Source organism: Salarchaeum sp. III, from assembly GCF_036418315.1.
Classification (GTDB): Archaea; Halobacteriota; Halobacteria; order Halobacteriales; family Halobacteriaceae; genus Salarchaeum.
This window is the reverse complement of sequence record NZ_JAZHPG010000027.1, coordinates 741,847-763,814: the sequence shown is the minus strand read 5'-3', so window position 1 is coordinate 763,814 and position 21,968 is coordinate 741,847. Positions and strand designations below refer to the sequence as shown.

At 70.0% G+C, this 21,968-nt stretch carries 20 protein-coding genes; 7 read left to right on the top strand and 13 right to left on the bottom strand.

Annotation, left to right across the window (positions count from 1 at the left end; translation table 11 throughout):
- Positions 1 to 47: 47 nt before the first annotated feature.
- The gene (locus tag U3A55_RS14890) at positions 48 to 1,037 is read left to right on the top strand and encodes an NAD-dependent epimerase/dehydratase family protein (protein ID WP_330992284.1); all 990 of its coding nucleotides are present in this window, start codon (positions 48 to 50) and stop codon (positions 1,035 to 1,037) included.
- Between the two features lie 36 nt (positions 1,038 to 1,073).
- The gene (locus U3A55_RS14885) at positions 1,074 to 2,132 is read left to right on the top strand and encodes an NAD(P)-dependent glycerol-1-phosphate dehydrogenase (RefSeq protein WP_330992283.1); all 1,059 of its coding nucleotides are present in this window, start codon (positions 1,074 to 1,076) and stop codon (positions 2,130 to 2,132) included.
- Here the strand turns inward: U3A55_RS14885 and U3A55_RS14880 are convergent.
- Together U3A55_RS14880 and U3A55_RS14875 are read right to left on the bottom strand one after the other, a co-directional pair.
- Complete coding sequence (locus U3A55_RS14880) at positions 2,125 to 3,135, bottom strand: flippase-like domain-containing protein (RefSeq protein ID WP_330992282.1); 1,011 nt, start codon at positions 3,133 to 3,135, stop codon at positions 2,125 to 2,127. The two genes, U3A55_RS14885 and U3A55_RS14880, sit on opposite strands and share 8 nt — an antisense overlap.
- Positions 3,136 to 3,174: 39 nt before the next feature.
- Positions 3,175 to 4,962 carry a S9 family peptidase gene (locus U3A55_RS14875; RefSeq protein WP_330992281.1) on the bottom strand — a complete coding sequence of 596 codons (1,788 nt, stop codon included), beginning with the start codon at positions 4,960 to 4,962 and terminating at the stop codon, positions 3,175 to 3,177.
- A gap of 90 nt (positions 4,963 to 5,052) precedes the next feature.
- Here U3A55_RS14875 and U3A55_RS14870 point away from each other — a divergent pair, with 90 nt between their 5' ends.
- Complete coding sequence (locus U3A55_RS14870) at positions 5,053 to 6,105, top strand: glycosyltransferase family 4 protein (protein ID WP_330992280.1); 1,053 nt, start codon at positions 5,053 to 5,055, stop codon at positions 6,103 to 6,105.
- Here the strand turns inward: U3A55_RS14870 and U3A55_RS14865 are convergent.
- From U3A55_RS14865 to purH, 3 genes are all read right to left on the bottom strand, one after another.
- Positions 6,096 to 6,716: a class I SAM-dependent methyltransferase gene (locus U3A55_RS14865; RefSeq protein ID WP_330992279.1), complete on the bottom strand. Its 621-nt coding sequence runs from the start codon at positions 6,714 to 6,716 to the stop codon at positions 6,096 to 6,098. The two genes, U3A55_RS14870 and U3A55_RS14865, sit on opposite strands and share 10 nt — an antisense overlap.
- A complete protein-coding gene (gene folP, locus U3A55_RS14860; protein WP_330992278.1) occupies positions 6,709 to 9,108 on the bottom strand; it encodes a dihydropteroate synthase in 2,400 nt (799 codons plus the stop codon). Before folP ends, U3A55_RS14865 begins: the two co-directional genes overlap by 8 nt.
- A 224-nt stretch (positions 9,109 to 9,332) precedes the next feature.
- Positions 9,333 to 10,907, bottom strand: coding sequence for a bifunctional phosphoribosylaminoimidazolecarboxamide formyltransferase/IMP cyclohydrolase (purH, locus tag U3A55_RS14855; RefSeq protein ID WP_330992277.1), 1,575 nt, complete (start codon positions 10,905 to 10,907; stop codon positions 9,333 to 9,335).
- Between the two features lie 162 nt (positions 10,908 to 11,069).
- On the opposite strand from purH, the gene purB reads away from it, so the two are divergent.
- Both purB and U3A55_RS14845 read left to right on the top strand, forming a co-directional pair.
- Positions 11,070 to 12,440, top strand: coding sequence for an adenylosuccinate lyase (gene purB / locus U3A55_RS14850; protein WP_330992276.1), 1,371 nt, complete (start codon positions 11,070 to 11,072; stop codon positions 12,438 to 12,440).
- A 79-nt stretch (positions 12,441 to 12,519) separates the two neighbouring features.
- The gene (locus tag U3A55_RS14845) at positions 12,520 to 13,674 is read left to right on the top strand and encodes an acyl-CoA dehydrogenase family protein (protein ID WP_330992275.1); all 1,155 of its coding nucleotides are present in this window, start codon (positions 12,520 to 12,522) and stop codon (positions 13,672 to 13,674) included.
- Here U3A55_RS14845 and U3A55_RS14840 read toward each other — a convergent pair.
- Entirely contained in the window at positions 13,671 to 13,865 is a 195-nt protein-coding gene (locus tag U3A55_RS14840) for a helix-turn-helix transcriptional regulator (protein ID WP_330992274.1), read from the bottom strand. The genes U3A55_RS14845 and U3A55_RS14840 overlap by 4 nt on opposite strands.
- Positions 13,862 to 14,281: a DUF2178 domain-containing protein gene (locus U3A55_RS14835; protein ID WP_330992273.1), complete on the bottom strand. Its 420-nt coding sequence runs from the start codon at positions 14,279 to 14,281 to the stop codon at positions 13,862 to 13,864. The genes U3A55_RS14840 and U3A55_RS14835 overlap by 4 nt, the downstream gene beginning before the upstream one ends.
- Before the next feature lie 98 nt (positions 14,282 to 14,379).
- Here U3A55_RS14835 and U3A55_RS14830 point away from each other — a divergent pair, with 98 nt between their 5' ends.
- The gene (locus tag U3A55_RS14830; RefSeq protein WP_330992272.1) at positions 14,380 to 15,855 is read left to right on the top strand and encodes an SLC13 family permease; all 1,476 of its coding nucleotides are present in this window, start codon (positions 14,380 to 14,382) and stop codon (positions 15,853 to 15,855) included.
- Positions 15,856 to 16,011: 156 nt separating this feature from the next.
- A complete protein-coding gene (locus U3A55_RS14825) occupies positions 16,012 to 16,314 on the top strand; it encodes a hypothetical protein (RefSeq protein WP_330992271.1) in 303 nt (100 codons plus the stop codon).
- A 1-nt stretch (position 16,315) separates the two neighbouring features.
- Here the strand turns inward: U3A55_RS14825 and U3A55_RS14820 are convergent, their stop codons facing one another.
- From U3A55_RS14820 to dapA, 6 genes are read right to left on the bottom strand one after another with little or no spacing between them, the layout of a single operon-like run.
- Positions 16,316 to 17,359, bottom strand: a complete 1,044-nt coding sequence (locus U3A55_RS14820) for a M20 family metallopeptidase (protein WP_330992270.1) — start codon at positions 17,357 to 17,359, stop codon at positions 16,316 to 16,318.
- A complete protein-coding gene (gene dapF, locus U3A55_RS14815) occupies positions 17,356 to 18,180 on the bottom strand; it encodes a diaminopimelate epimerase (RefSeq protein WP_330992269.1) in 825 nt (274 codons plus the stop codon). The genes U3A55_RS14820 and dapF overlap by 4 nt, the downstream gene beginning before the upstream one ends.
- Entirely contained in the window at positions 18,177 to 19,397 is a 1,221-nt protein-coding gene (lysA, locus tag U3A55_RS14810; protein ID WP_330992268.1) for a diaminopimelate decarboxylase, read from the bottom strand. The genes dapF and lysA overlap by 4 nt, the downstream gene beginning before the upstream one ends.
- Entirely contained in the window at positions 19,394 to 20,212 is an 819-nt protein-coding gene (locus U3A55_RS14805; protein WP_330992267.1) for a 2,3,4,5-tetrahydropyridine-2,6-dicarboxylate N-succinyltransferase, read from the bottom strand. The genes lysA and U3A55_RS14805 overlap by 4 nt, the downstream gene beginning before the upstream one ends.
- The gene (gene dapB / locus U3A55_RS14800) at positions 20,209 to 20,970 is read right to left on the bottom strand and encodes a 4-hydroxy-tetrahydrodipicolinate reductase (RefSeq protein WP_330992266.1); all 762 of its coding nucleotides are present in this window, start codon (positions 20,968 to 20,970) and stop codon (positions 20,209 to 20,211) included. Before dapB ends, U3A55_RS14805 begins: the two co-directional genes overlap by 4 nt.
- Positions 20,967 to 21,842, bottom strand: coding sequence for a 4-hydroxy-tetrahydrodipicolinate synthase (dapA, locus tag U3A55_RS14795; RefSeq protein ID WP_330992265.1), 876 nt, complete (start codon positions 21,840 to 21,842; stop codon positions 20,967 to 20,969). The genes dapB and dapA overlap by 4 nt, the downstream gene beginning before the upstream one ends.
- Positions 21,843 to 21,968 lie beyond the last annotated feature (126 nt).

Sequence of the window (21,968 nt, the reverse complement as noted above, 5' to 3'; positions counted from 1 at the left end):
GTCGGCGGCCACCCACACTTAACTCCCGTCCGCTGGTTCTTCCGGGTATGAATTCGGCGCTCGTCGTCGGCGGCACGCGGTTCATCGGCCGCCACACGGTGGAGGAACTCCTGGAGCACGAGTATCACGTGACGCTGTTCAACCGCGGGAGTCACGAGAACCCGTTCGTGGACTACGCGGATGTCCACCATGTACGCGGCGACCGGGGGAACGACGAGGAACTGCTGTCCGCGAAGCGTGAAGTCGAGCCGGACGTGGTGTTCGACTTCGCGGCGTACCACCCCGAGGAGGTGCGGTCGGCAGTCGAAATCTTCGCCGACGTGGACGCGTACGTGTACGTGTCGTCGGGGGCGGCGTACGCCCGGGACGACATCCCGAAGCGCGAGGCCGAGACGCCCATCAAGGAGTGCACGCCCGACCAGGCCGTGGACGACTCCTACGACACCTACGGAAACCGGAAGGCGGAGGGCGACCGCGCGGTGTTCGAGGCAGCGGACCGCGGCGTGAACGCGATGAGCGTCCGGCCGACTGTGGTGTACGGGCCGTTCGACTACACGGAGCGCCTCGACTACTGGGTGAATCGAGTGGAGAACCACGACCGCGTGGTGGTGCCGGGCGACGGGACGAACGTCTGGCAGCGCGTGTACGTCGAGGACGTGGCGAACCTTCTCCGACTGGTCGCGGAGAACGGCACACCAGGAAACGCGTACAACGCGGGCGACCAGAACTCGATCACGCTCGAACGCACCATCGAGGAGATTGAGAGCGCGCTCGACACGGACGTGGAGGTCGTGCACGCGAGCGAACGCGAACTCTCCACGGTCGACCTCGACCTCGCGGACTTCCCGCTCTACCGGCCGTACCCGCACGTCCTCGACACCCATCGCGCGGAGAGCGTCGGCTGGGAGTCCACGCCCGTCTCGGAGGCGATGGAGCGCACGGTCGGCGAGAGCACAGAAAGCGACCGCGACGGCGCGGACGTGGGGCCGGCGCGCGAGACCGAGGAACGGCTGTTGGACGTGCTGGACACGGTCTAGGAAAAGGCGTATAGGGGTTCGTGGTGACTGGCCGGTATGTTCGAGAAATCCTCGTGGATTCGTCTCCCGCGGAACGTCGTCATCGGGCACGGCGTGCTCGGGGAGACGCGCGCGGTCCTCGACGACGTGCACCTCACCGGGGACCCGCTGGTGGTGACGAGTCCGACGCCGCGCGAGGTCGCGGGTGAGCGCATCGTCGCGCAGCTGGAGGACGCGGGGCGAAGTCCGGCAATCGTGACGGTCGAGGAGGCGTCGTTCGACGCCGTCCAGGAAGTCATCGCGGCCGCAGAGGAGACGGACGCGGACTTCCTGATGGGCGTCGGCGGCGGGAAGGCCATCGACATCGCGAAGATGGCGAGCGACACGCTCGACCTCGGGTTCGTGTCCGTGCCGACGGCGGCGAGCCACGACGGCATCGTCTCCGGGCGGGGGAGCGTGCCCGAGGGCGACACCCGGCATTCGGTGTCGGCCGACCCGCCGCTCGCGGTCGTCGCGGACACGGGCATAATCGCGGACGCGCCCTGGGAGCTGACGACCGCGGGCTGCGCGGACATCATCTCGAACTACACCGCGGTGAAGGACTGGCGGCTCGCGAACCGATTGCGGAACGTCGAGTACTCGGAGTACGCGGCGTCGCTCTCGGAGATGACGGCGGAGATGCTGGTGGACAACGCGGACTCCATCAAGCCCGGGCTAGAGGAGTCGGCGTGGGTGGTCGTGAAGGCGCTCGTCTCCTCCGGCGTGGCGATGAGCATCGCCGGCTCGTCGCGGCCCGCGAGCGGGGCGGAGCACCTGTTCAGCCACCAGCTCGACCGCATCGCGCCCGGGAAGGCCCTGCACGGCCATCAGGTCGGCGTCGGCGCCATCCTCTGCGAGTTCCTGCACTCGGGCGAGCGCGGGGACTGGACGGCGGTGCGGGACGCGCTCGCGTCCATCGACGCGCCGACGACGGCGGAGGAACTCGGCGTGAGCGACGAGGAGGTCATCGCGGCGCTCACGTCCGCCCACGAGATCCGGGACCGCTACACGATTCTCGGCGCGGGCATCAGCGAGGACGCGGCGCTCGAGGTTGCGGCGAAGACCGACGTTATCTGAAGTCGAGCGGAATCGGCGCGAACGCTACAGAGAGCGCCGAGATGGCGAAGTGCAGCCAGAACCCGACGAGTCGGTAGAGGAGCGCCGCGGCCGCGGCGAGCGCGGTCGGCGCGCCCGTGGTGAGGACGAGTAGTCCGAGGAGGGCGGCGTCCACGCTCCCGATGCCGCCGGGAAGCGGGACGATTGCGGCGAGGCCGGCGAGCGGGACGACGGCGAGCGCGAGCGACACCGGCACCGAGAGCGCGACCGCGGCGGCGGCGTAGTGGAGCGTGGCGGCGATCGTGACCCAGCCGAGGAGGGCGAACCCGGTCATGGTGGCGAGGCGGACGCGGTCGGTGGCGATGGCGCGAACGGTGCCGTCGAACCCCGCGAGGCGCGCCGTGACGTTCTCCCGGTCGAGCGCGGCCGCGGCGCGGGGGCTGACGCGCGCGGCGACTCGCTGGAGGCGGTCGGTGACGGCTGCGACAGCGTCGGCGAGGCCGCGGGGTTGAGCGCGCGCGACGGCGAACACGCCGGCGACGACCGCGAGACCGGCGACGCCCACCGTGGCGGCGAGCGTGGCGAGGTCGCCCGTGCCGCCCGACACCGCGAACGCGGCGCCGACGACGACGGCGACGAACGACGTGGCGGTGGTGACGTACTCGTCGGCGACGACGGCGGCGAGCGTGCGCTCGTAGCCCGTGTTCGCATCACGCGAGAGCGCGTACGTGACGAGCGTGGCGCTCGCGACGTTCCCCCACGGGAGGACGTTCCGCGCGAACGACCCGGCGAGGTAGGTGGCCCGCACGCGCATCCCGCGGTCGTCGACGACGCTGACGGCCTGCACGAACGTCTCGACGAAGCACGCGAGCGAGAGCAGGGAGGTCGCGACGGCCAACGCGACGTACCACGGGTCGGTGCCGGCGAGTGCGTCGAACACGCGGTCCGCACCCGCGACGTACCCGACAGCGGCGAGCGCCGAGAGCGCGAGCGCGAACCGAACGCCGACCCGTCGCGTGTCCATACCTCTCGGAAGCGCGGGCACGCTACAAAAAGTATCGCCCTAGACGTGTTCGTCGAGGAACGCCACGGTCTTCCGGTACGCCGTGATGCGGTTCTCCAGCTTGCTGAATCCGTGGCCCTCGTCGTCGAACACGAGTTTCTCCACGGGGACGTGTTCGGCGGCTTCCTCCGCGACCTGTTCCGCTTCTCCGACGGGGACGCGGGGGTCGTTCGCGCCGTGCATGACGAGCAGGGGCGCGCGAATCGACGAGATGTTGTTGATGGGACTGATGGATTCGAGGAACTCGCGGTCTTCAGCGAGACTTCCGTACTCGGCCTCGCGGTGTTCTCTGCGCCACTCGCCGGTGTTTTCGAGGAACGTCACGAAGTTCGCGATGCCGACCACGTCGACGCCGGCCGCCCAGAGGTCGGGGTACTCGGTGAGCGCGGCGAGTACCATGAACCCGCCGTAGGAGCCGCCGTAGGCGACGATGCGGTCGTCGTCCACGTCGCCGCGGCCGGTGAGCCACTCGACACCTGCGGCGATGTCCTTCACGGAGTCCATCCGCTTCTCGACGTTGTCGAGGTTCATGTACTCCGCGCCGTACCCGGAGGAGCCGCGGACGTTCGGTTCGAAGACGGCGTAGCCGTTGTCGACGAAGTACTGGCGCAGGGAGAGGAAGTAGGGGCGGCGCTGGGCCTCGGGGCCGCCGTGGATGTCGACGATGACGGGGTGCGGGCCGGGTTCGTCCGGGAGCGTGAGGAACGCAGGAATTTCGAGGCCGTCGAAGGAGTCGAAGTGCACGAGGTCGGGCGTCGTGAACGACTCCGTCGGGATGCCGGCGGTCGCGGCGTCCGTCCACCGGGTGCTCTCGCCGGTCTCAACGTCGAACACGTGGACGTTCGTGTTCTCCGTGGGCGCGGAGACAGCGACCGCGACCGCCTCGGCGTCGGGGCCGAAGCTCAATCCCATCACGACGCCGTTCGGGAGGTCGGGGGTCGAGTGCTCGGTCCAGTCGGGGAGGTCGTAGAGTGTGAGTTCGCTGTAGCCGTCGACGTTCCGAATCGCGGCGAGCGTCCCGGAGTCGTGGTCGACGGCGAGAGACTCGACATTCCAGCCGTCGCCCTCCACGCGGGTGTCGAGGTCGAGCGTGTCGAGGTCGAGTTCGGCGAGGTGGCGCGTGTCCGCCCCGTGGTCGGTGGAGACGAGGAGGGAGTCGCCGCTCGGATGCCAGGCGACGCTCCCGTACCGCACGTCGCCGTCGTGGGGCGTGACGTGCTCGTACTCGCCGGTGTCGAGGTCGAGAACGTAGAGGTCGTGGTCGCGGTTCGAGTGCATCTCGTGGACGACGAGCCGGTCGTCCGATGGACTCCACCCGGCGACGGTGAGCCAGTCCATGCCGCGGCCGTCGAACACCAACTCGGCGTCCTCACCGGTCTCGTCACGGCGCTGGACGTACGCGTCGAAGTCGCCCTCCTCGCGCCTGTTCGCGGTGAACGCGAACCGCTCGCCGTCGTGGCTCCAGCCGCCCCACTGGTGGATGCTCTCCGGGTCGTCGGTGAGAGGGACGTCCTCGCTGCCGTCCGCGCTCAATCGGAAGAGCTGGGTTTTCTCGTTTCCGCCCTCGTCCATCCCGTAGACGAGTTCCTCGCGGGCAGGCGAGTAGGACGCGAAGGAGACGGACTCCTCGTGGAAGGAGAGCTGGTCCGGCCACGACTCCGGTTCGTCGAGCTGCCAGACCTGGTTCGTTCCCGTGGTGTCCATCAGGAACGCGAGCCGGCCGTCCGGGCCGAACGACGGGCCGCCGGCGCTCCGGATGTTGAGATATCGTTCGATGTCGTACGCCATACCGGAGGGTGCGAACCGAGCAGGAAAGCCGTTCGGGTGGCGGAACCCGAACCGTGAAACCTTTTATGCGCACCTCGAATCCTCTCGTGTATGCGCGTGGCGTTCGTCGCGGACCACACAGTCCATCACGAGACCGTCCCGGAGTCCGCCGAACGCCTCGACCGCCTCGCCGGCCTCCTGGTCGCGCGCGGCCACGACGTGTCCGTCCTCTGCAGTCAGTGGTGGGAGGGCGACGTGGACGAGTTCGAACACGACGACATCGAGTACGTCGCCGCCACCGACGAGCCGGACGACTGGAAGTTCCCGGTTCGAGTGCCGGGCGCGCTCCACGAACTCGACCCTGAGGTCGTGCACGCGTTCGGCCCGCCGAGCCACCTCGCGGCCGCTCGCGTCGGCGCGCTCGGGGACACCGCGTTCGTGAGCGACGTGTACGACTCCCCCGAGCGCGGCGCGCTCGCCGACCGCTGTCTGCGGTTCGCAGCCGGTGGCGGTCCCGTCGTCGTCCCGGCACGGACCGTCGCCACCGCGCTCCGCGAAGCCGGCGTCCCCTCCTCGGCGCTCACGACGCTCGGGAACCCCATCGAGATGGAGCGCATCCGAACCACCGACCCCGAGCCCTGCGGCGACATCGTCTACTCGCGGCGGCTGGACGAGGACGCGAACCTCGAAAGCCTCCTGCTCGCGCTCGCGGAGTTCCGCGAGTACGACTGGAGCGCGACCATCGTCGGGGACGGCCCCGAGCGCGCGAACTACGAGCGCCAGGTCCGCGACCTCCGCATCGACGACCGCGTCGAGTTCGTCGGCGAGAAGGACGTGACGGAGCGCATCGCGCTGTTCAAGGACGCGCACGTCTACGTGCACACGGCGCGCCGGACGACGTTCGCGACCGACCTCCTGCGCGCGCTCGCCTGCGGCTGCGTCGGTATCGTGGAGTACCACGCGCAGTCGAGCGCGCACGAACTCGTCGAGCAGGAACCCCGTGGGTTCCTCGCGACGAACGACGAGGAGATAACGGAACGCCTCGCCGAGGCGACGGACATCCCCCGGGAGGACGTGTCGGAGCGGTTCGCCGACCGCGACGAAACGGCCTTCGCGGAGACGTACCTCGACTTCTACCGCGGGGGCGGCGCGGGCTACGACTGACGCAGGCGGAGGTGGCGGAACTCCCCGCCGAGTGAGTCCCCCACGTCTTCTTCCGCGCGGATTTCGAGGCCGGCGTCGGCCACCAGTTCTCGCGTCTCTTCGAGGTCCGGCCAGCTCCACGCCATCTCGACGCCCGCGTCGAGCCAGTCCGCGTTCGCGCCCGTCCACGCGTCGTGGCCGGTGACGACGACTGCGTCGCCGCCGGGGCGGAGGACGCGCGCGAGTTCCGCGTAGAAACTGCCGTGGTCCGCGGCGGGGACGTGAATCACCGAGTACATCGCGGTGGCGGCGTCGAACGCGTTCGCGTCGAACGGCAGGCGGGTCATGTCGGCTCGGGCGACGGCGTCCGTTCGGGCGCTCGCTCGCTCGACCTGTTCGCGGGAGAGGTCGATACCGACGCCCGTCGCGTTCGCGGGAAGCGAGTCGAGGACGAGGTCGCCGGCGCCGCAGCCGGCGTCGAGTACGCGCGCGCCCTCGGGGAGGTCGGCCAGCAGTCGGGCGAGCAGGTCGGGGTCGTCGTCGCTGGCGTCGCGCTGGTCGGCGTACGCGTCCGCGAGGCCGTCGTAGCCGTCCATCACGCGCCGCCGGAGGTCGCGGGCGTCGTCAGGCATCGTCACTCCCCCCGCGAACTGCGTCCGCGACCCGGACGGCGGCGACGTTCTCCGCGGCGTCGTGGACGCGCACGATGTCCGCGCCGCGGTCGGCCGCGAGCGCGGTCGCGGCGACGGTCGCGTACCCGCCCTCGTCCGGGTAGCGGTCTACTCGCCCGAACATGGACTTGTGGCTGTGTCCGACGAGCACGGGACAGCCGAGCGCGCGGAACTCCGCCGTACGGTCGAGAATCTCGAAGTTCTCCCCGACTGATTTCCCGAACCCGATGCCGGGGTCGACGATAATCTTCTCCCGCGACAGGCCGGCTTTCTCCGCGAGCAGCACGCGCTCGCGGAGTTCGTCGAGCACGTCGTCCACCACGTCGTCGTACGTGACGGACTCGCCCGGCTCGACGGGCGCGTGCAGCGAGTGCATCACGACGAGCGGCGCGTCGTGCTCGGCGGCGACGAACCGCATCTCGGGGTCGCCCAGTCCGGTCACGTCGTTGAGGATGTCCGCGCCCGCCTCCAGCGCGGCGCGTCCGACCTCGGCCTTCATCGTGTCCACGCTCACAAGCGCGTCGAGGTCGCTGATGCGTTCGATGACGGGGACGATACGGTCGATTTCCTCCGCGGCGGGCACGGGGTCCGCGCCGGGTCGCGTGGACTCGCCGCCCACGTCGATGACGTCCACGCCCGCCGCGACGAGGTCCTCCGCGTGCGCGACGGCGTCCTCGACCGCGCGGTACTCGCCGCCGTCGTGGAACGAATCGGGCGTGACGTTCAGGATGCCCATCACGGCCGTGCCGTCGTCCCACGGGTAGTTCGTCCCCTCGGTGTCGAAGGAGTCGCGGAGGTCGGACGCGACCGCGGGCAGGCCGTCCGGGGCGTCGTCGAGTCGGTCGCAGAGCGCGCTGAAGGTCGCGCGGGAGCCGGAGAGCACCACGCCGAGGTAGTTCCCGGGCTGGCTGCGGAGCGCGGACACCTCGCAGGCGCCGCCAGCGGCGGTCATCGCGGTCTCCACGCGTTCCGCCTGGCGCTCGCGGAGCCGGATGGTTCTGGTCGCACCCACGTGGTCGTCCGGGGTTCCATCCGGGGCGTCGGCGGCGTCGAGCGCCCGAGTCGCGTCACCCCGACCGCGAACGACGCGGGGCGTGGCGGTGCGCGTCCAGCGCCGCCGCCCCTCCGCGACCGCGTACAGCGACCCCGTGAGGAGCACGAGGTCGTCGGGGCCGGCGGCGTCGAGTCCCGTGTCGAGCGCGGATTCGACGTTCTCGACGACCCGCACGTCGTCCGTTCGGTCCTCGAAGACCCGGGCGAGTACGTCAGGGTCTTCGGCGCGCGGCGTCGCGGGTTCGCACGCGACGACCGTCGCGGGGTCGGGGAGCGCGTCCGCCATCCCCGCGTGGTCCTTGTCGTTCATCGCACCCAGCACGAGCACCAAGTCGTCGTAGTCGTACTCCGCGAGCACGTCGGCAAGCGCGTCGCACGCGCCGGGGTTGTGCGCGCCATCGAGCACGGTCAGGGGCGAATCGTCCATCACCTCGAACCGGCCGGGCCAGTGCGCGCCCCGGATGCCGCGCGCGATTGTCCCGGAATCAGCGTCCGCGAGCTGGCGCGCGAGCACGGCCGCGACGCCCGCGTTCTCGGCCTGGTGTCGGCCGGGATGGGGGAGGCGCGCCGACACCGCCCAGTCCCCGCCGTCGATGCCCACCGCGGCCTCCGCGAGGCCGACTCGCCCCCGGTAGTCGACGGTCACGTCCTCGCCCACGACGACCACATCGCCCGCTTGGTCGCGGACAGTGTCGAGCGCGTCCCCGGTGGCGGCGGTGACGAGCGGGCGGTCCGCGGGCGCGACGTGCGCCTTGTCGCGCGCTATCTCCTCGACGGTGTCCCCGAGCACGCTCTGGTGTTCGAGCGTCACGCTCGTCACCGCCGCGGCTTCGGGGTCGACGACGCTCGTCGCGTCGTACTTCCCGCCGATGCCGACTTCGAGCACCGCCACGTCCACGTCCTCGCGGCCGAAGTGCCAGAGCCCCATCGCGGTCACCGCCTCGAAGAACGTCGCCGGGTCGTCGGCCGCCGCGCGCTCCACGAGGTGGGGTTTCGCGTCCTCGACGAACTCGGTGAGCGCCGATTTCGGCATCTTCCGGCCGTTCACGCGAACGCGCTCCCGCACGTCGTCGAAGTGCGGGGACGTGAACAGCCCCACGTCCAGGCCCGCCTCCCGGAGAACGGATTCGAGCATCCGGGCGGTGCTCCCCTTCCCGTTCGACCCCGCAATCTGGACGTACGCCGGCCCCTCGTGGGGGTCGCCGAGCGCGTCCAGTAGGTCGGCCGTCGAGTCCGTGCCCGCGCGCGGCCGGTACCGCTGGAGGTCGAGCAGGAAGTCCGCAGCCTCGTCGTATCGCATACACCGAGTCCTCACCGGGCGGCCGCAAAGGCCTGTCGAACCACGCCCTCAGCGACCCCCGAAACGCGAACGCTAGTCGTGCCGGAACGCCCGGTTCCCGGTGAAAGACCCAAGCCCTCCTCGCTCGCACCGCTCGCTCGTCGCCCTTGGAGAGTCTTGCGGAAGACCGGTCTTCCGCCGTGCAGGAAATCTCTGGATTTCCGGCACCGCCAGGACCAGAACTATCAGTCGTGCCGGAACGCCCGGTTCCCGGTGAAGACCATCGCGATGTCGTGGTCGTTGGCCGCCTCGATGACGTCGTCGTCGTTCACGCTGCCGCCGGGCTGAATTACTGCACTGATGCCGGCGTCGGCGGCTTCCTCGACGCCGTCCGGGAACGGGAAGAAGGCGTCGGACGCCATCACGGCGCCGTCGGCGGACTTGCCCTCGGCGTGTTCGTCGGCCTTCATCGCGGCGAGTCGGACGGCGTCGACGCGGGAGACCTGTCCCATGCCGATGCCGACAGTTTCGGTTCCCTGCGCGAACAGGATGGCGTTCGATTTGACGTGCTTGATGGTCTGCCACGCGAACAGCATCGACTCGATTTGTTCGTCCGTGGGTTCGCGCTCCGTCACGATTTCGAGGTCGTTGGCGGTGAGAGACTGGCGGTCGCGTTCCTGAACGAGCCGGCCGCCCGTGAGCGGTTTCTCGGTGAAGCGCTCGCTGTAGCCGTCCAGACTTCCGACGTCGAGCACGCGGAGGTTCTTCTTCCCCGTGAGCACGTCGAGGGCGGCGTCGGTGTAGCCGGGCGCGACGACGACTTCCTTGAAGGAGTCCACGATTTGTTCCGCGGTCTCGGCGTCGCACTCGCGGTTGAGCGCGACGATACCGCCGAAGGCGCTCATCGGGTCGGTGGAGAGCGCGTCGGCGTACGCGTCGCTGAGGGTGGCGGCGGTCGCGCAGCCCGCGGGATTGGTGTGTTTGATGACGGCGGCCGCCGGTTCCTCGAACTCCTTGATGAGGTCGAGCGCGCCGTCCGCGTCGTTGTAGTTGTTGTAGGAGAGCGCTTTCGCGCCCTCGTTCAGCTGGGGTGCGCCGACGACGCTCGCCTCGCTGGTGGTGCGGTCGCGGTAGACCGCGGCGTTCTGATGGGGGTTCTCGCCGTACCGGAGTTCGCTGTCGCGGTCGTCGGAGACGAGTCGGCGCACGGGGAAGTCGCCGGACGCGTCCGCAGGGATGCTGACTTCGCCGTCCTCGACGGTGAGGTCGCCGTCGTGGAACCACTGGACTGCGCGCGGGTACGCCTCGAACTCGGCCTCGTGGAGCACGCGCTCCTTCAGGGCCTGAGCGTCGTCGTCCTCGAAGACGGGGACGGGTTCCTGGGTGACGATTGGGCCGTCGTCCACCTCCTCGGTGACGATGTGGACAGTGCAGCCGGTGACGCGGACGCCCGCGTCCAGCACCTGCTGGTGGGCGTTCATGCCGTCGAAGGCGGGGAGGAGGCTCGGGTGGACGTTCAGCGTCAGCGGCGCGGCGTCGAGGAAGGTGTCGGTGAGCACCCGCATGTACCCGTCCAGGCAGACGAGGTCGAAGTCGTAGTCGGCGAGCGCGTCGAGCACGCGTTCCTCGTGGGATTCGCGGGACTCGCCCTCCTCGCGGGTCACGACCTCGGTGGGGATGCCGCGGTCGGCGGCGGCGTCGAGAACGGGCGCATCGGCGCGGTTCGTGAGCACGACGCCCAGTTCTACGTCGTCGAGCGTGTCCGCGATGTTCCGGAGGTTGCGGCCGCGGTTCCCGGCGAGACCGGCGATGGTCGTCATACCCGAGTCCGGGCGCGCGCGCCGCAAAGTAATTGCGGTTCTACGCAGCCAGGTATGCAGGGACGCGGATAGAAACACGGCCGTTCGGGGAGGTATGGGTTCGTTATATGCACTCCCGTGATGTTTCGACACGCCTTTTGCGTGCGGGCGTCACTCCCCGCCATGAACCCGCTGTACGCCGTGAGTCCCTTGGACGGCCGCTACGCCGGCCGAACCCGCCCGCTCGCCGAGTACGCGAGCGAAGCCGCACTGATGCGCGCGCGCGTCGAGGTCGAAGTCGAGTACGTGCTCTCGCTCGCCGAGGTGGACGCGATTCCGCTGGCGTTCACGGACGACGAGGTGGCGGCGCTCCGCGACCTGTACGACGCGTTCGACGAGTCCGACGCGGAGCTCGTGAAGCAAATCGAGACGGAGGGCTACGGCGAGTACGCGGCGACCAACCACGACGTGAAGGCCGTCGAGTACTTCGTCCGGGAGGGCGCGCCGGCTCGCGCGCACTCGTGGATTCACTTCGGCCTCACCAGCGAGGACGTGAACAACCTCGCCTACCGCATCCTGGTGCGGCCCGCAGTCGAGGACGTGCTGGTGCCGGAACTCCGCGACGTGCGGGACGAACTCGTCGAGATGGCGCACGAGTATTCTGAGGTTCCGATGCTCGCGCGGACGCACGGCCAGCCCGCGACGCCGACGACGTTCGGGAAGGAGATGGCGGTGTACGCGAGCCGGCTCGGCCGCGCGCTCGGCCGCGTCGACGACGCGCTCGACGGACTGGAAGGAAAGCTCGCGGGCGCGTCCGGCACCTACGCCGCGCACCGCGCCGCCTACCCCGACGTGGACTGGCGAGCATTTAGTAGGGAGTTCGTCCACGAACTCGGCCTCCAGCACGCGAGCCACGTCACGCAGGTGAACCCGAGCGACGACCTCTGCGAGCTGTTCGACGCGCTCGGCGGCGTGAACGACGTGCTCCTCGACCTCGACCGGGACGCCTGGCGCTACGTCTCCGATAAATACCTCGGACAGGAGGCGACAGCGGGCGAGACGGGGAGTTCGACGATGCCGCACAAGGTGAACCCCATCGACTTCGAGAACTCCGAGGGGAACCTCTCGAAGGCGAACTCCGACCTCGAATTCCTCGGAGACTACCTGACGAAGAGCCGACTCCAGCGCGACCTCTCCGACTCCACGGTGAAGCGAAACATCGGGAGTGCGTTCGCGCACTGCCTCATCGGCTACCTGAAGCTCGGGGACGGCCTCGGGAAGGTCGTACCGAACCCCGAGGTGATGCGCGCCGAGTTGGACGACACGCCGGAGGTCATCGGGGAGGCCGTGCAGACCATCCTCCGCCGGGAGGGCCACAGCGACGCCTACGAGCGCGTGAAGGCCCTCACGCGGGGTCGCCGCGTCACCATCGAGGACTTCCACGAGCTGTTCCGCGACCTCGACGTCTCCGAATCCGTGCGGGAGGAGCTGCTCGCGCTCACGCCCGCCTCGTACACGGGATACGGCGCGGAGCTGGCGCGCGACGCGGAGTGAAACAGCGCGCGGAATGAACTCCGTGTCCGTTTCCGGTAGTTCCGGAGCGCCTAAGCCCGCGTGTGGGAAGAACTCTCGTATGGATTTCGAGCTATCCGACGAGCAGGAAGCGATTCGGGAGGAGGTTCGACGGTTCGCGGAGAACGAGATTGCGCCCGTCGCCACCGAGTACGACGTGGAGGAAAAGTACCCCTACGAAGTCATGGAGAAGGCCGCGGAGATGGGGCTCACGGGCTCCGGCATCCCTATCGAGTACGGCGGCGCGGGTTACACTCCCCTGGAGAACGCCATCATCATCGAGGAACTGTTCAGTTACGACCCGGGTATCGCGCTCTCCATCACGAGCGCGGCGTTCGGCGCGGACGCCATCCGCGAGTTCGGCACCGAGGAGCAGAAGGAGGAGTACCTCGCGCCCATCGCGGCGGGCGACGCGGTCATGGGAACCGCGATTTCGGAGCCGGACACGGGCAGCGACGTGTCCGCCGTCTCCACGCGCGCCGAGAAGGACGGCGACGAATACGTCCTCAACGGCAACAAGATGTGGATTACGAACGGCTCGGTCGGGGACTACTTCGTCGTGATGTGCAAGACGAACCCCGACGCTGAGGACCGGTACGCGGGCTTCAGTCAGATTATCGTGGAGTCCGACCGCGACGGCTTCAGCTCGGAGAAAATCACGGGCAAACTCGGTATCCGCGCGAGCGACACCGCCGAACTCATCTTCGACGACGTGCGTGTCCCCGAGGAGAACCTCGTGGGAACGGAGGGCATGGGTTTCCTCCAGTTGATGCAGTTCTTCGACGAGACGCGGACGATGGTCGCCGCACAAGCGGTGGGTATCGCGAAGGGCGCGTGCGAGCGCGCGCTCGACTACGCGCAGGAGCGCGAGCAGTTCGGGAAGTCCATCGGGGAGTTCCAGGCCATCCAGCACAAGCTCTCCGAGATGCACACGAAGACGGAGGCCGCGCGCAACCTCACGTACAAGAGCGCGTGGAGCGTGGACAACGCGGACGACCAGCTCACCGCGCTCGCGTCCATGGCGAAGGAGTTCGCGTCGAAGACCGCAGTCGAGTGCGCGGACGAGGCCGTCCAGATTCACGGCGGCGCGGGCTACGTCAACGACTTCGACGTTGAACGCCTCTATCGCGACGCGAAAATCACCCAGATTTACGAGGGGACCACCGAAATTCAGAAGAACATCATCGCCCGCGAGCTGATGGGGAAGGGCTTCTAGTCGTCGGGCGTGAAGACGTCCTCTATCCGGCAGTCGAAGTGGGCGGCGAGGGCGAACGCGAGTTCGAGCGAGGGGTCGTAGCGGTCGCGTTCGATGGCGTTGATGGTCTGGCGGGTGACGCCGACGGCGTCGGCGAGGTCGGCCTGACTCAGGCCCGCGCGCTCGCGTCGCTCGGGGAGGTCGTTTTTCATTGGCGGCGTTTGACGACGCCGAAGCAGACGCCGTAGAGCAGGAAGAGCGCGGACGCGACCCAGATGCCGCCCCAGACGGTTCCCGTGAGTTCGACGTAGTTGCCGGCGTCGAGGACGTACAGCGCGGGGATGACGCTGAGACCGACCAGCATAGCGATACCCATCGTGAGGCCGCTCGCGCGGTTGTGGAGGTCGTCGTCGCGTTCGTCCTGGAGTGTCGCGTCGGTGAACTTCGGCGCGAGCACGGCGATACCGCCGCCGAGCCAGCAGCCGAGCAGGTAGACGGCGATGCCCGCTACCGGGCGGTCGAATCCCATTCCGGCGAAGAGGCCGATGATGGCTAGCGCGAACAGCCCGTACACGATTCGTTCGTAGGTTTGACGGGTGAATCCCGTTTCAGTCTGTGACACCGACATTGTGTAAAGCACCCTTTACAGTAAATCCTACTTTACACTCCATCATAAGGCTTCCGCCGCACGGGGGTTTTTCTCGATACCGCGAGACGAGGGAGGTGATGAATCAGCGGAACGCGCTCACCGTCGCGGGCGCGCTCGCACTCACGGGACTGGTGGCGTTCGGCCTGTCCGCGGAGGGATTATCGACGACCGGCCGGTACGCGCTCGCGACCGGCGTGTTCGCGGCAGTACTCTGGGTGACGGGCGCGCTCCCGCTCTCGGTGACGGCGCTCTGCGTCCCGATGCTCCTCGCCGGACTCGGCGTGTCCTCGCTCGAAGGCGCGCTCTCCGGGTTCGCGGACCCCGTCGTCTTCCTCTTCCTCGGGACGTTCGTGCTCGCCGGCGCGCTCCGCGAGCACGGCATCGACCGTGTCGTCGCGTTCGCGCTCCTCAGACGAGTCGGCTCCACGCCCCGCCGAACCGTGTTCGGCGTGATGCTCTCGACCGCGGCGCTGTCGATGGTCATCTCGAACACGGCGACGGCGGCCCTGATGGCTCCCGTCGCACTCGGCATCGCGGAGTCCGCGGGCGGCGGCCGGAACTTCCGCGTCGCCCTCCTGCTCGGCGTCGCGTACGCCGCGTCCGTCGGCGGCGTCGCCACCCTCATCGGCACGCCGCCGAACGCCATCGTCGTCGGCCAACTCGACGAACTGCTCGGTGTCTCGGTGTCCTTCGCGGACTGGCTGCTCGTCGGCGTCCCGCTCGCCGCGGTGAGCCTCCCCGTCGTCTGCGCCGTCCTGCTCGCCGTCTTCCCGCCCGCCCTCGACGCGGACGCGCTCGCGCCCGCCGACCACCCCGACGTTCCCGCGCTGGACCGCGACGGCCGCCGGGTCGCAGCCGTGTTCGCGCTGGTCGCCGGCCTCTGGGTCGTCGGCGGCCTCGGCTTCCTCCTCGACGGCCTGCTTCCGGCGACGTGGCACGTCACCGTCTTCGGCGGAACGGGCGAGTCCGCGCTCGGCACGCTCGGCCACCAGGGACTGCTGTACTACGCGCTCGTCGGCCTGCTCGCCGTGCCGCTCCTCGTGCTCGTCGGCGCGGCGGACGAAAACAGCATCCGAGATATCGACTGGGCGACGCTCCTCCTGTTCGGCGGCGGCATCAGTCTCGCGGACGCGCTCGGGCAGACCGGCGCGACCGAGTGGCTCGCCGGCGCGCTGTTCGGCGGCCTCGCGCTCCCGTCCATCGTCCTCCTGCTCGCCGTCGTCGCGCTCGTCACCGTCGCGCTCTCCGAACTCGCTTCGAACACGGCGACCGCGGCCGTGATGGCCCCCCTCCTCATCGGCGTCGGCCTCGCCGTCGGCCCCGCGTTCGGGATGACCGGCCCCGAGGCGGCGACCTATCTCGCGGTCGGGAGCGCCGCCGCGGCGAGCTTCGGGTTCGCGCTCCCCGTCGCCACCCCGCCGAACGCCATCGTCTACGGCACCGGCGAGGTCACTCGCGACGAGATGCTGCGCGCGGGCGTCCTCCTCGACGTCGCCATGGTTCCGATTCTCACCGCCGTTCTCACGGTCGTCTTCGGCGTCGGCGCGTTCTAGGGAGAAGACCTATCTCGGGCGTGCCGGAACACGCCCGCGTGCTCGTACGGATTCCCGAGTCGGTCGCGGCGTGGGTGTGGACGCTCGCGTTCGCGCTCGCCCCGGGTCTGGTCGCGGCGGTCGTCTGGAGTCCGGTTCTGGCGTCGGAACGGCTCCGTGCGCTGTTCCGCGCTCCCGCCGACCGGCTCGCTCGGCGTCACGTACCCGGTGGTCGCGGTCGCGCTCTCGCTCCCCTACCTCGGCGCGTTCCTCGCCGCGCTCGCCCTCGTCTCCGTCGTGTACGTCGTCGGGGGACCGGTCGTCGCGGCGGTCGGCCTCCCGCGGCTGGGCGTCGACTGGGACTCGAACGGCTACGACGGCGCGACGTGGCTCATCCTCGTCGCTACGAGCGCGTGGTACGCCGCTATCTTCGCCGTTCGCTTCCTCGTGTTCTCGGTCTTCGCCGCACTTCCGACGTGACCTACCCGACCAGGTCGGCGAGCGCGCCTTCGACGACCTCGGCGGCGCGCTCCACGTCGGGGAGGGCGACGTGTTCGTCGCTGGAGTGCGCGACGGCGAGGTCGCCGGGGCCGAAGACGACCGTCGGCGCGTCGGTCGCGAAGTAGGAGGCTTCGGTGGCGGCGCCGAACGGACGGGGGCGGCCCGCGCCGGCGTCGACGAGCGCCTGAACGACGCTCGCGTCGCTCGGCGTGTGGAAGGCTTCGAGGAAGGGCGTGTCGCGCTCGGCGCGCGCGACGGTGACGGTCACGTCGTCGGGAACGGAGACGCCGACGTGGTCCGCGAACGCAGCGAAGAACTCGGCCTCGGTTTCGGGCGGGACGCTCCGCCGGTCGAACGTGACGCTGGCGTCGCTCGGGACGCGGTTCGTCGCCTCGCCGCCCCGAATCTTGGTGGCGACGAGCGTCGGCGGTCCCAGTTCGTCGTGCCGGCTCGGGCCGTGTTCGGCGTCGTAGGAGTCGATAGCGTCGAGCACGGGCGCGGCGGCCTGAATCGCGTTCACGCCCTCCTGTGGTTGTGCGGCGTGCGCGCCCTCGCCGCCGAGTTCGACGGTCCCCTGGAAGCGCCCGCGGGCGCTCGTGCAGGCGTTCAGGCTCGTGGGTTCGCCGACGATGTACCCGTCCACATCGGCCAGTTCGAGGGCGTGCGCACCGGTCGAGTCCGTCTCCTCGTCCGGCGTGACCGCGAGCGTCACTCGGCCCGTATCGGGGTCGACGCGGTCGAACGCGGCGAGCAGGGCGGCGAGCGGTCCCTTCGCGTCACAGGACCCGCGGCCGTGGAGCGTGTCGCCGTCGCGGCTGGCGGGAACGTGCGGCGGCACGGTGTCGATATGGGTGTTGAGGACGACGTGCGGCCGGCCCGACCCCCGAGAGGCGAGCACGTTCCCGGCGTCGTCCACCTCGGGGTCGTGGTCGGCGAGTTCGTCCAGGAGGAGGGTGCGCATCGCGTCGACGTTCTCGTGGGAGGGCGTGCGGACCGCGCGCTCGAGGAAGTCGAGGGGGTTCACGTGTCCATCCGGCGCACGGGCGTGCGCTCGGCTTCGCCGTCCCCGACGACGGTCGTGGGGCCGTGGAGCACGGCGGTGTCGCCGTCGAGGTCGATGGTGAGGTCGCCGCCGGGCGGGGAGACGCTGACGGTGGCGTTCTCGGGGACGCGGCCCTCGCGGGCGGCGACGACCGCGACAGCGACCGCGCCCGTGCCGCAGGACTGGGTTTCACCCTCGACGCCGCGTTCGAACGTCCGCTGGCGGAATCCCGTCTCGGTTTCCTCCGCGAACGTCGCGTTCGCGCCCTCGGGGAAGCGGTCGTGGTGGCGAATCGGCGGGGCGTCCGCGTCGATGTCGACGGCGTCCACGTCGTCCACGAACGCGACCGCGTGCGGGACGCCCGTGTTCACCGCGGTGACGGTGTAGCCCGCGATATCCTCGCGAATCATCGGGTCGTCGCCGGTGACGGGGACGGACGCGGGAGTGAAGGCGGGCGCGCCCATCTCGACCGCCACGTCGTCGCCGTCCACGACGGTGCGGCGGGTGCCGGCCTGCGTGTCGAGCATCACTTCGTCGGCGTCGGTGCGCGCGGCGACCCAGCGTGCCGCACAGCGCGCGCCGTTCCCGCACATCGCGGCGGTGCCGCCGTCAGGCTGGACGAGCGTCATCACCGCCCGCGGCGGTCGAGTGGAGTCGTTAATCGCGAGGAAGAGGACGCCGTCGATGTCGAGGTCGGCGCAGAGCGACTCCGCGAACGCGCTGCGGTCCGGGACGTGCTGTGCGTTCGCGTCGACGATGGCGAAGTCGTTGCTGGTGCCGTGGTAGATGTCGTAGGGAATCATGCTTCGTGGAGTGTGAGGTCGGCGAGGGTCTCGCGCCGACGGACGAGCGTCTCGCCGTCACCGTCGAGCGCGACGACGGCGGGCCGGGGTCGGGAGTTGTACGTGCTCGCCATCTCGACGCCGTACGCGCCGGCGTTCCCGACGGCGAGCAGGTCGCCGCGTTCGACGCGCGGGAGGTCGCGGCCCTCGGCGAGGACGTCCGCGCTCTCGCAGACGGGGCCGACCACGGAGGTCGAGACGGAGATTCGGTCGGCGGCGTCGGGCGCGAGGTTGCGGACGGCGTGGTAGGCGTCGTAGAGCGCGGGCCGAATCAGCGTCGTCATCCCGGCGTCGACGCCGGCGAGCAGGTCGCCGTCGGTCTCCTTCGTGGTGTTGACGGTGGTGAGGAGGACGCCGGCGTCGGCGACGAGGTAGCGGCCGGGTTCGATGACGAGGTCGACGTCGAGGCCGGCGAGGGCGTCCCGGGTGGCGGCCGCGACGGCGTCGAGGTCGAGCGGCGGTTCGGACTCGCGGTAGGGGACGCCGAACCCGCCGCCCACGTCCACGCGGTCGAGGTCCACGGGGCTGTCGGCGACGAGGTCGGCGAGCGTCTCGACGACGGTACGGTGGTCGTCGCGGTCGCTCGCGGTCAGGAGGCCGCTTCCCGTGTGGGCGTGCAGGCCGCGAACGTCGAACCCGCGGTCGTCCGCGTCGGCGAGGACGCCGTGCACGCGGTCACGGGGGACGCCGAACTTCGCGTCCGCCCCCGTCGCGACTTCGGCCGAGTGGCCCGCGCCGACGCCGGGGTGGACGCGCACCAGCACACGGCCGGTGAACCCGCGCTCCGCGAGCCGGTCGAGCGTGTCGGCTGAGCCGACGGTGACCGTGGCGTCCGTATCGGCGAGGCGGTCGACCGCGTAGTCGAGGTCGCGGGCGGGCGGATTGACGGGCGTGTAGTGGATATCGCTCGGGTCGAATCCGGCATCGAGCGCGCGCTTCAGTTCGCCGGCGCTCGCGCACTCCGCGCCCGCACCCGCCTCGCGGAGCGTGTCGAGGACGTGCCGGCCGGCGTTCGCCTTCACGGCGTACAGCACGTCCGCGTCCGGGAACGCGTCGACGAGCCGCCGGTAGTTCTCGCGGACGCGGTCGTGGTCCTGCACGTAGAGCGGCGTGCCGTGCTCGTCGGCGAGCCGACGGAGGCGGGTGTCGGACCACTCGGCGAGCCGGCGTACGCTCACCGGAGTTCGTCCTCCCGCTGGCTGGCTTCCAGCGTCTGGTTCTCCAGTTCGGTCGCGACGACCGCGGGCTTGTACGCCGCGCCCGGGATGAGGTCGTTGTCGCTCACCGAGGACTCCACGAACCGCGCGAACGCGCGGCGCTCCGGCGGGAGTTCTCCGTACAGAACCTCGTCCTCCACGAGGTCGTAGACCGGAATCCGGGGGGAGAGCAGGGTGTTCTCGCCGACGACGGAGTTCTCGCCGACGACGAACCCGGAGGTGACGCGGCAGCCCGCGCCGAGGCTGACGCCGTCCTCGACGACGACGGGCGCGCTCTCGACGGGTTCGAGGACGCCGCCGATGAGCGTGTTCGCGCCGAGCTTCACGTCGCTCCCGATTTGCGCACAGGAGCCGACAGTGTCCGAGGAGTCGACGAGCGTGCCGTCGCCGACGTACGCGCCGATGTTCACGAACGAGGGCGACATCATGATGGCGTTCTCGCCGACGTACGCGCCGCGGCGGATGACGGTTCCGTCGGGCGTGTTCCGAGTGCCGCGCTCGCCGAGGTCGGCGGTGTCGCGGAGCGGGAGCACGTCGTGGTAGGTGACATCGCCGTACTCCCGGGCCTCGGTCGCGCGCAGGCCGAAGTTCAGGAGGATGCCCTGCTTCACCCACTCGTTCGCCTCCCACGACCCATCGGTCTTCTCGGCGGCGCGGATGTCGCCGGCTTCGAGCGCGTCGAGGAACGCGTCCAGGGTGTCCTCGGCCTCGCTGAAGGACGCCTCGTCGTTCTGGTGGCGCTGCCACAGGTCGGAGATGTCGGATTCGAGTGTCATAGGTCGGCTGCGATGTCGGAGAATCGGTGGTAGTTCGGTTCGGCGTCCTGTACGAAGCGGGCGGCGTCGAGCGCGCCGGCGGCGAACACGCCGCGGTCGCCCGCGCGGTGCGTGAGCGAGAGCGACTCGTCGTTGCCGGCGAGGAGGAGTTCGTGTTCGCCCGTGATGTCGCCGGCGCGGCGGGCGTGCACGCCGATTTCGCCGGGCTGACGGGGCGCGTCGCCCTCGCGGCCGTGCACGCGCTCGCCGGCGTCCTCGCGTTCGGCTTCAACGGTGTCGAGGATGCGCTTCGCGGTGCCGCTGGGAGCGTCACGCTTCCCGTTGTGGTGGGTTTCGGTGAGTTCCACGTCGTACTCGGGGAGCGCGGAGACGGCGGTGCGGGCGACCGAAAGGAGCGCCTGCACGCCGCGGGAGAAGTTCGCGCCCCGGACGACGGGAATCGAGTCGGCGGCGTCCCGGAGCGCGGCCTCGTCGGATTCACTGAAGCCGGTGGTGCCGGTGACCACGGGGACGCCGGCGTCCGCCGCGGCCGCGACGTACTCGACCGCCGCTTCAGGGACAGTGAAGTCCACGATTGCATCGGGCTGGTGGTCGTCGAGGGCGGCCGCGAACTCCGCGGGCGTGACGACGGGCGCGTCGGTGTCGGCGTCGTCGGGCGTGCGGGAGACGGCGAACGCCACGGAGATGTCGCGCTCGCGGGCGGCGGCGAGGACTTCGCGGCCCATGCGGCCGGTCGCGCCGGTGACGCCGATTCTCATAGCTCGGCGAGGACAGCGTCGAGTCGGTCGATAGTCTCCTCGCTCGCCGGCGACAGCGGGTCGCGGAACGTCGCGGTGCCGTGCCCGCGGAGGGAGAGCGCGTGCTTCACGGGCACGGGATTGGTCTCCGCGAACAGCGCTCGAAAGAGCGGCCCGAGTTCGTGGTGCACGTCGCGAGCGGCCGCGTACTCGTCGTCGTGGGCGCGCTCGACCAGTTCGACCATCCGCTCGGGTTCGACGTTCGCGGCGACGCTGATGACGCCCGTGCCGCCGGCGGCCATCGTGGGAAGCGTCATGGCGTCGTCACCGGAGAGCACGGAGAACTCCGCGTTACGGGTGCGTTCGGCGACTTCGCCGATGCGGCCGAGGTCGCCGCTCGCGGCCTTGTACCCGATGATGTTCTCGTGGTCCGCGAGCGACACCGCGGTGTCGACGGCGATGTTTCGGCCGGTGCGTCCGGGGACGTTGTAGATGATTTGGGGGATGTCGACTTCGTCCGCGATGCGTCGGTAGTGCGCTTCCATGCCCGCGGGCTCGGGGCGGTTGTAGTACGGCGAGATTAGGAGGAGCGCGTCCGCGCCCGCGTCCGCGGCGCGCCGGGAGAGCGAGACGGCCTCGTGGGTCGCGTTACTCCCCGCTCCCGCGATGACGGGCACGTCCACCGCGTCGACGACGGTCTCGATGACGTCGATGTGTTCGTCGTGCGTGAGCGTCGCGGACTCGCCCGTGCTGCCGACGGGAACGAGGCCGTCGACGCCCGCGTCCGCGAGTCGTCGGGCGTCCGCTGCGAGTTGGTCGTGGTCGATACTGCCGTCCGCGTCGAAGGGCGTCACCATCGCCGGGAAGACGCCGGATGTGAGGTTTCGTGTCATGTGTCTCGGGAGTCGTCGTGGTCGGAGCGTGATTCAGTCGGGGACGGCCCGGCACGAAATGTCAGTCCGCGCGGAGCCACTACTGCGCGCGTTTGCGTTTCGCACCCGAGGAGAAAACGACGCCAG

What these genes read in the sequence shown, in the direction of transcription:
- dapF (WP_330992269.1), bottom strand. Translation starts at nt 18,180, where the DNA reads ATGATTCCCTACGACATCTACCACGGCACCAGCAACGACTTCGCCATC.
- U3A55_RS14830 (WP_330992272.1), top strand. Translation starts at nt 14,380, where the DNA reads ATGAATCAGCGGAACGCGCTCACCGTCGCGGGCGCGCTCGCACTCACG.
- U3A55_RS14890 (WP_330992284.1), top strand. Translation starts at nt 48, where the DNA reads ATGAATTCGGCGCTCGTCGTCGGCGGCACGCGGTTCATCGGCCGCCAC.
- U3A55_RS14880 (WP_330992282.1), bottom strand. Translation starts at nt 3,135, where the DNA reads ATGGACACGCGACGGGTCGGCGTTCGGTTCGCGCTCGCGCTCTCGGCG.
- dapB (WP_330992266.1), bottom strand. Translation starts at nt 20,970, where the DNA reads ATGAGAATCGGCGTCACCGGCGCGACCGGCCGCATGGGCCGCGAAGTC.
- folP (WP_330992278.1), bottom strand. Translation starts at nt 9,108, where the DNA reads ATGCGATACGACGAGGCTGCGGACTTCCTGCTCGACCTCCAGCGGTAC.
- purB (WP_330992276.1), top strand. Translation starts at nt 11,070, where the DNA reads ATGAACCCGCTGTACGCCGTGAGTCCCTTGGACGGCCGCTACGCCGGC.
- U3A55_RS14845 (WP_330992275.1), top strand. Translation starts at nt 12,520, where the DNA reads ATGGATTTCGAGCTATCCGACGAGCAGGAAGCGATTCGGGAGGAGGTT.
- U3A55_RS14870 (WP_330992280.1), top strand. Translation starts at nt 5,053, where the DNA reads ATGCGCGTGGCGTTCGTCGCGGACCACACAGTCCATCACGAGACCGTC.
- U3A55_RS14835 (WP_330992273.1), bottom strand. Translation starts at nt 14,281, where the DNA reads ATGTCGGTGTCACAGACTGAAACGGGATTCACCCGTCAAACCTACGAA.
- U3A55_RS14885 (WP_330992283.1), top strand. Translation starts at nt 1,074, where the DNA reads ATGTTCGAGAAATCCTCGTGGATTCGTCTCCCGCGGAACGTCGTCATC.
- U3A55_RS14875 (WP_330992281.1), bottom strand. Translation starts at nt 4,962, where the DNA reads ATGGCGTACGACATCGAACGATATCTCAACATCCGGAGCGCCGGCGGC.
- purH (WP_330992277.1), bottom strand. Translation starts at nt 10,907, where the DNA reads ATGACGACCATCGCCGGTCTCGCCGGGAACCGCGGCCGCAACCTCCGG.
- U3A55_RS14865 (WP_330992279.1), bottom strand. Translation starts at nt 6,716, where the DNA reads ATGCCTGACGACGCCCGCGACCTCCGGCGGCGCGTGATGGACGGCTAC.
- dapA (WP_330992265.1), bottom strand. Translation starts at nt 21,842, where the DNA reads ATGACACGAAACCTCACATCCGGCGTCTTCCCGGCGATGGTGACGCCC.
- U3A55_RS14840 (WP_330992274.1), bottom strand. Translation starts at nt 13,865, where the DNA reads ATGAAAAACGACCTCCCCGAGCGACGCGAGCGCGCGGGCCTGAGTCAG.
- U3A55_RS14805 (WP_330992267.1), bottom strand. Translation starts at nt 20,212, where the DNA reads ATGACACTCGAATCCGACATCTCCGACCTGTGGCAGCGCCACCAGAAC.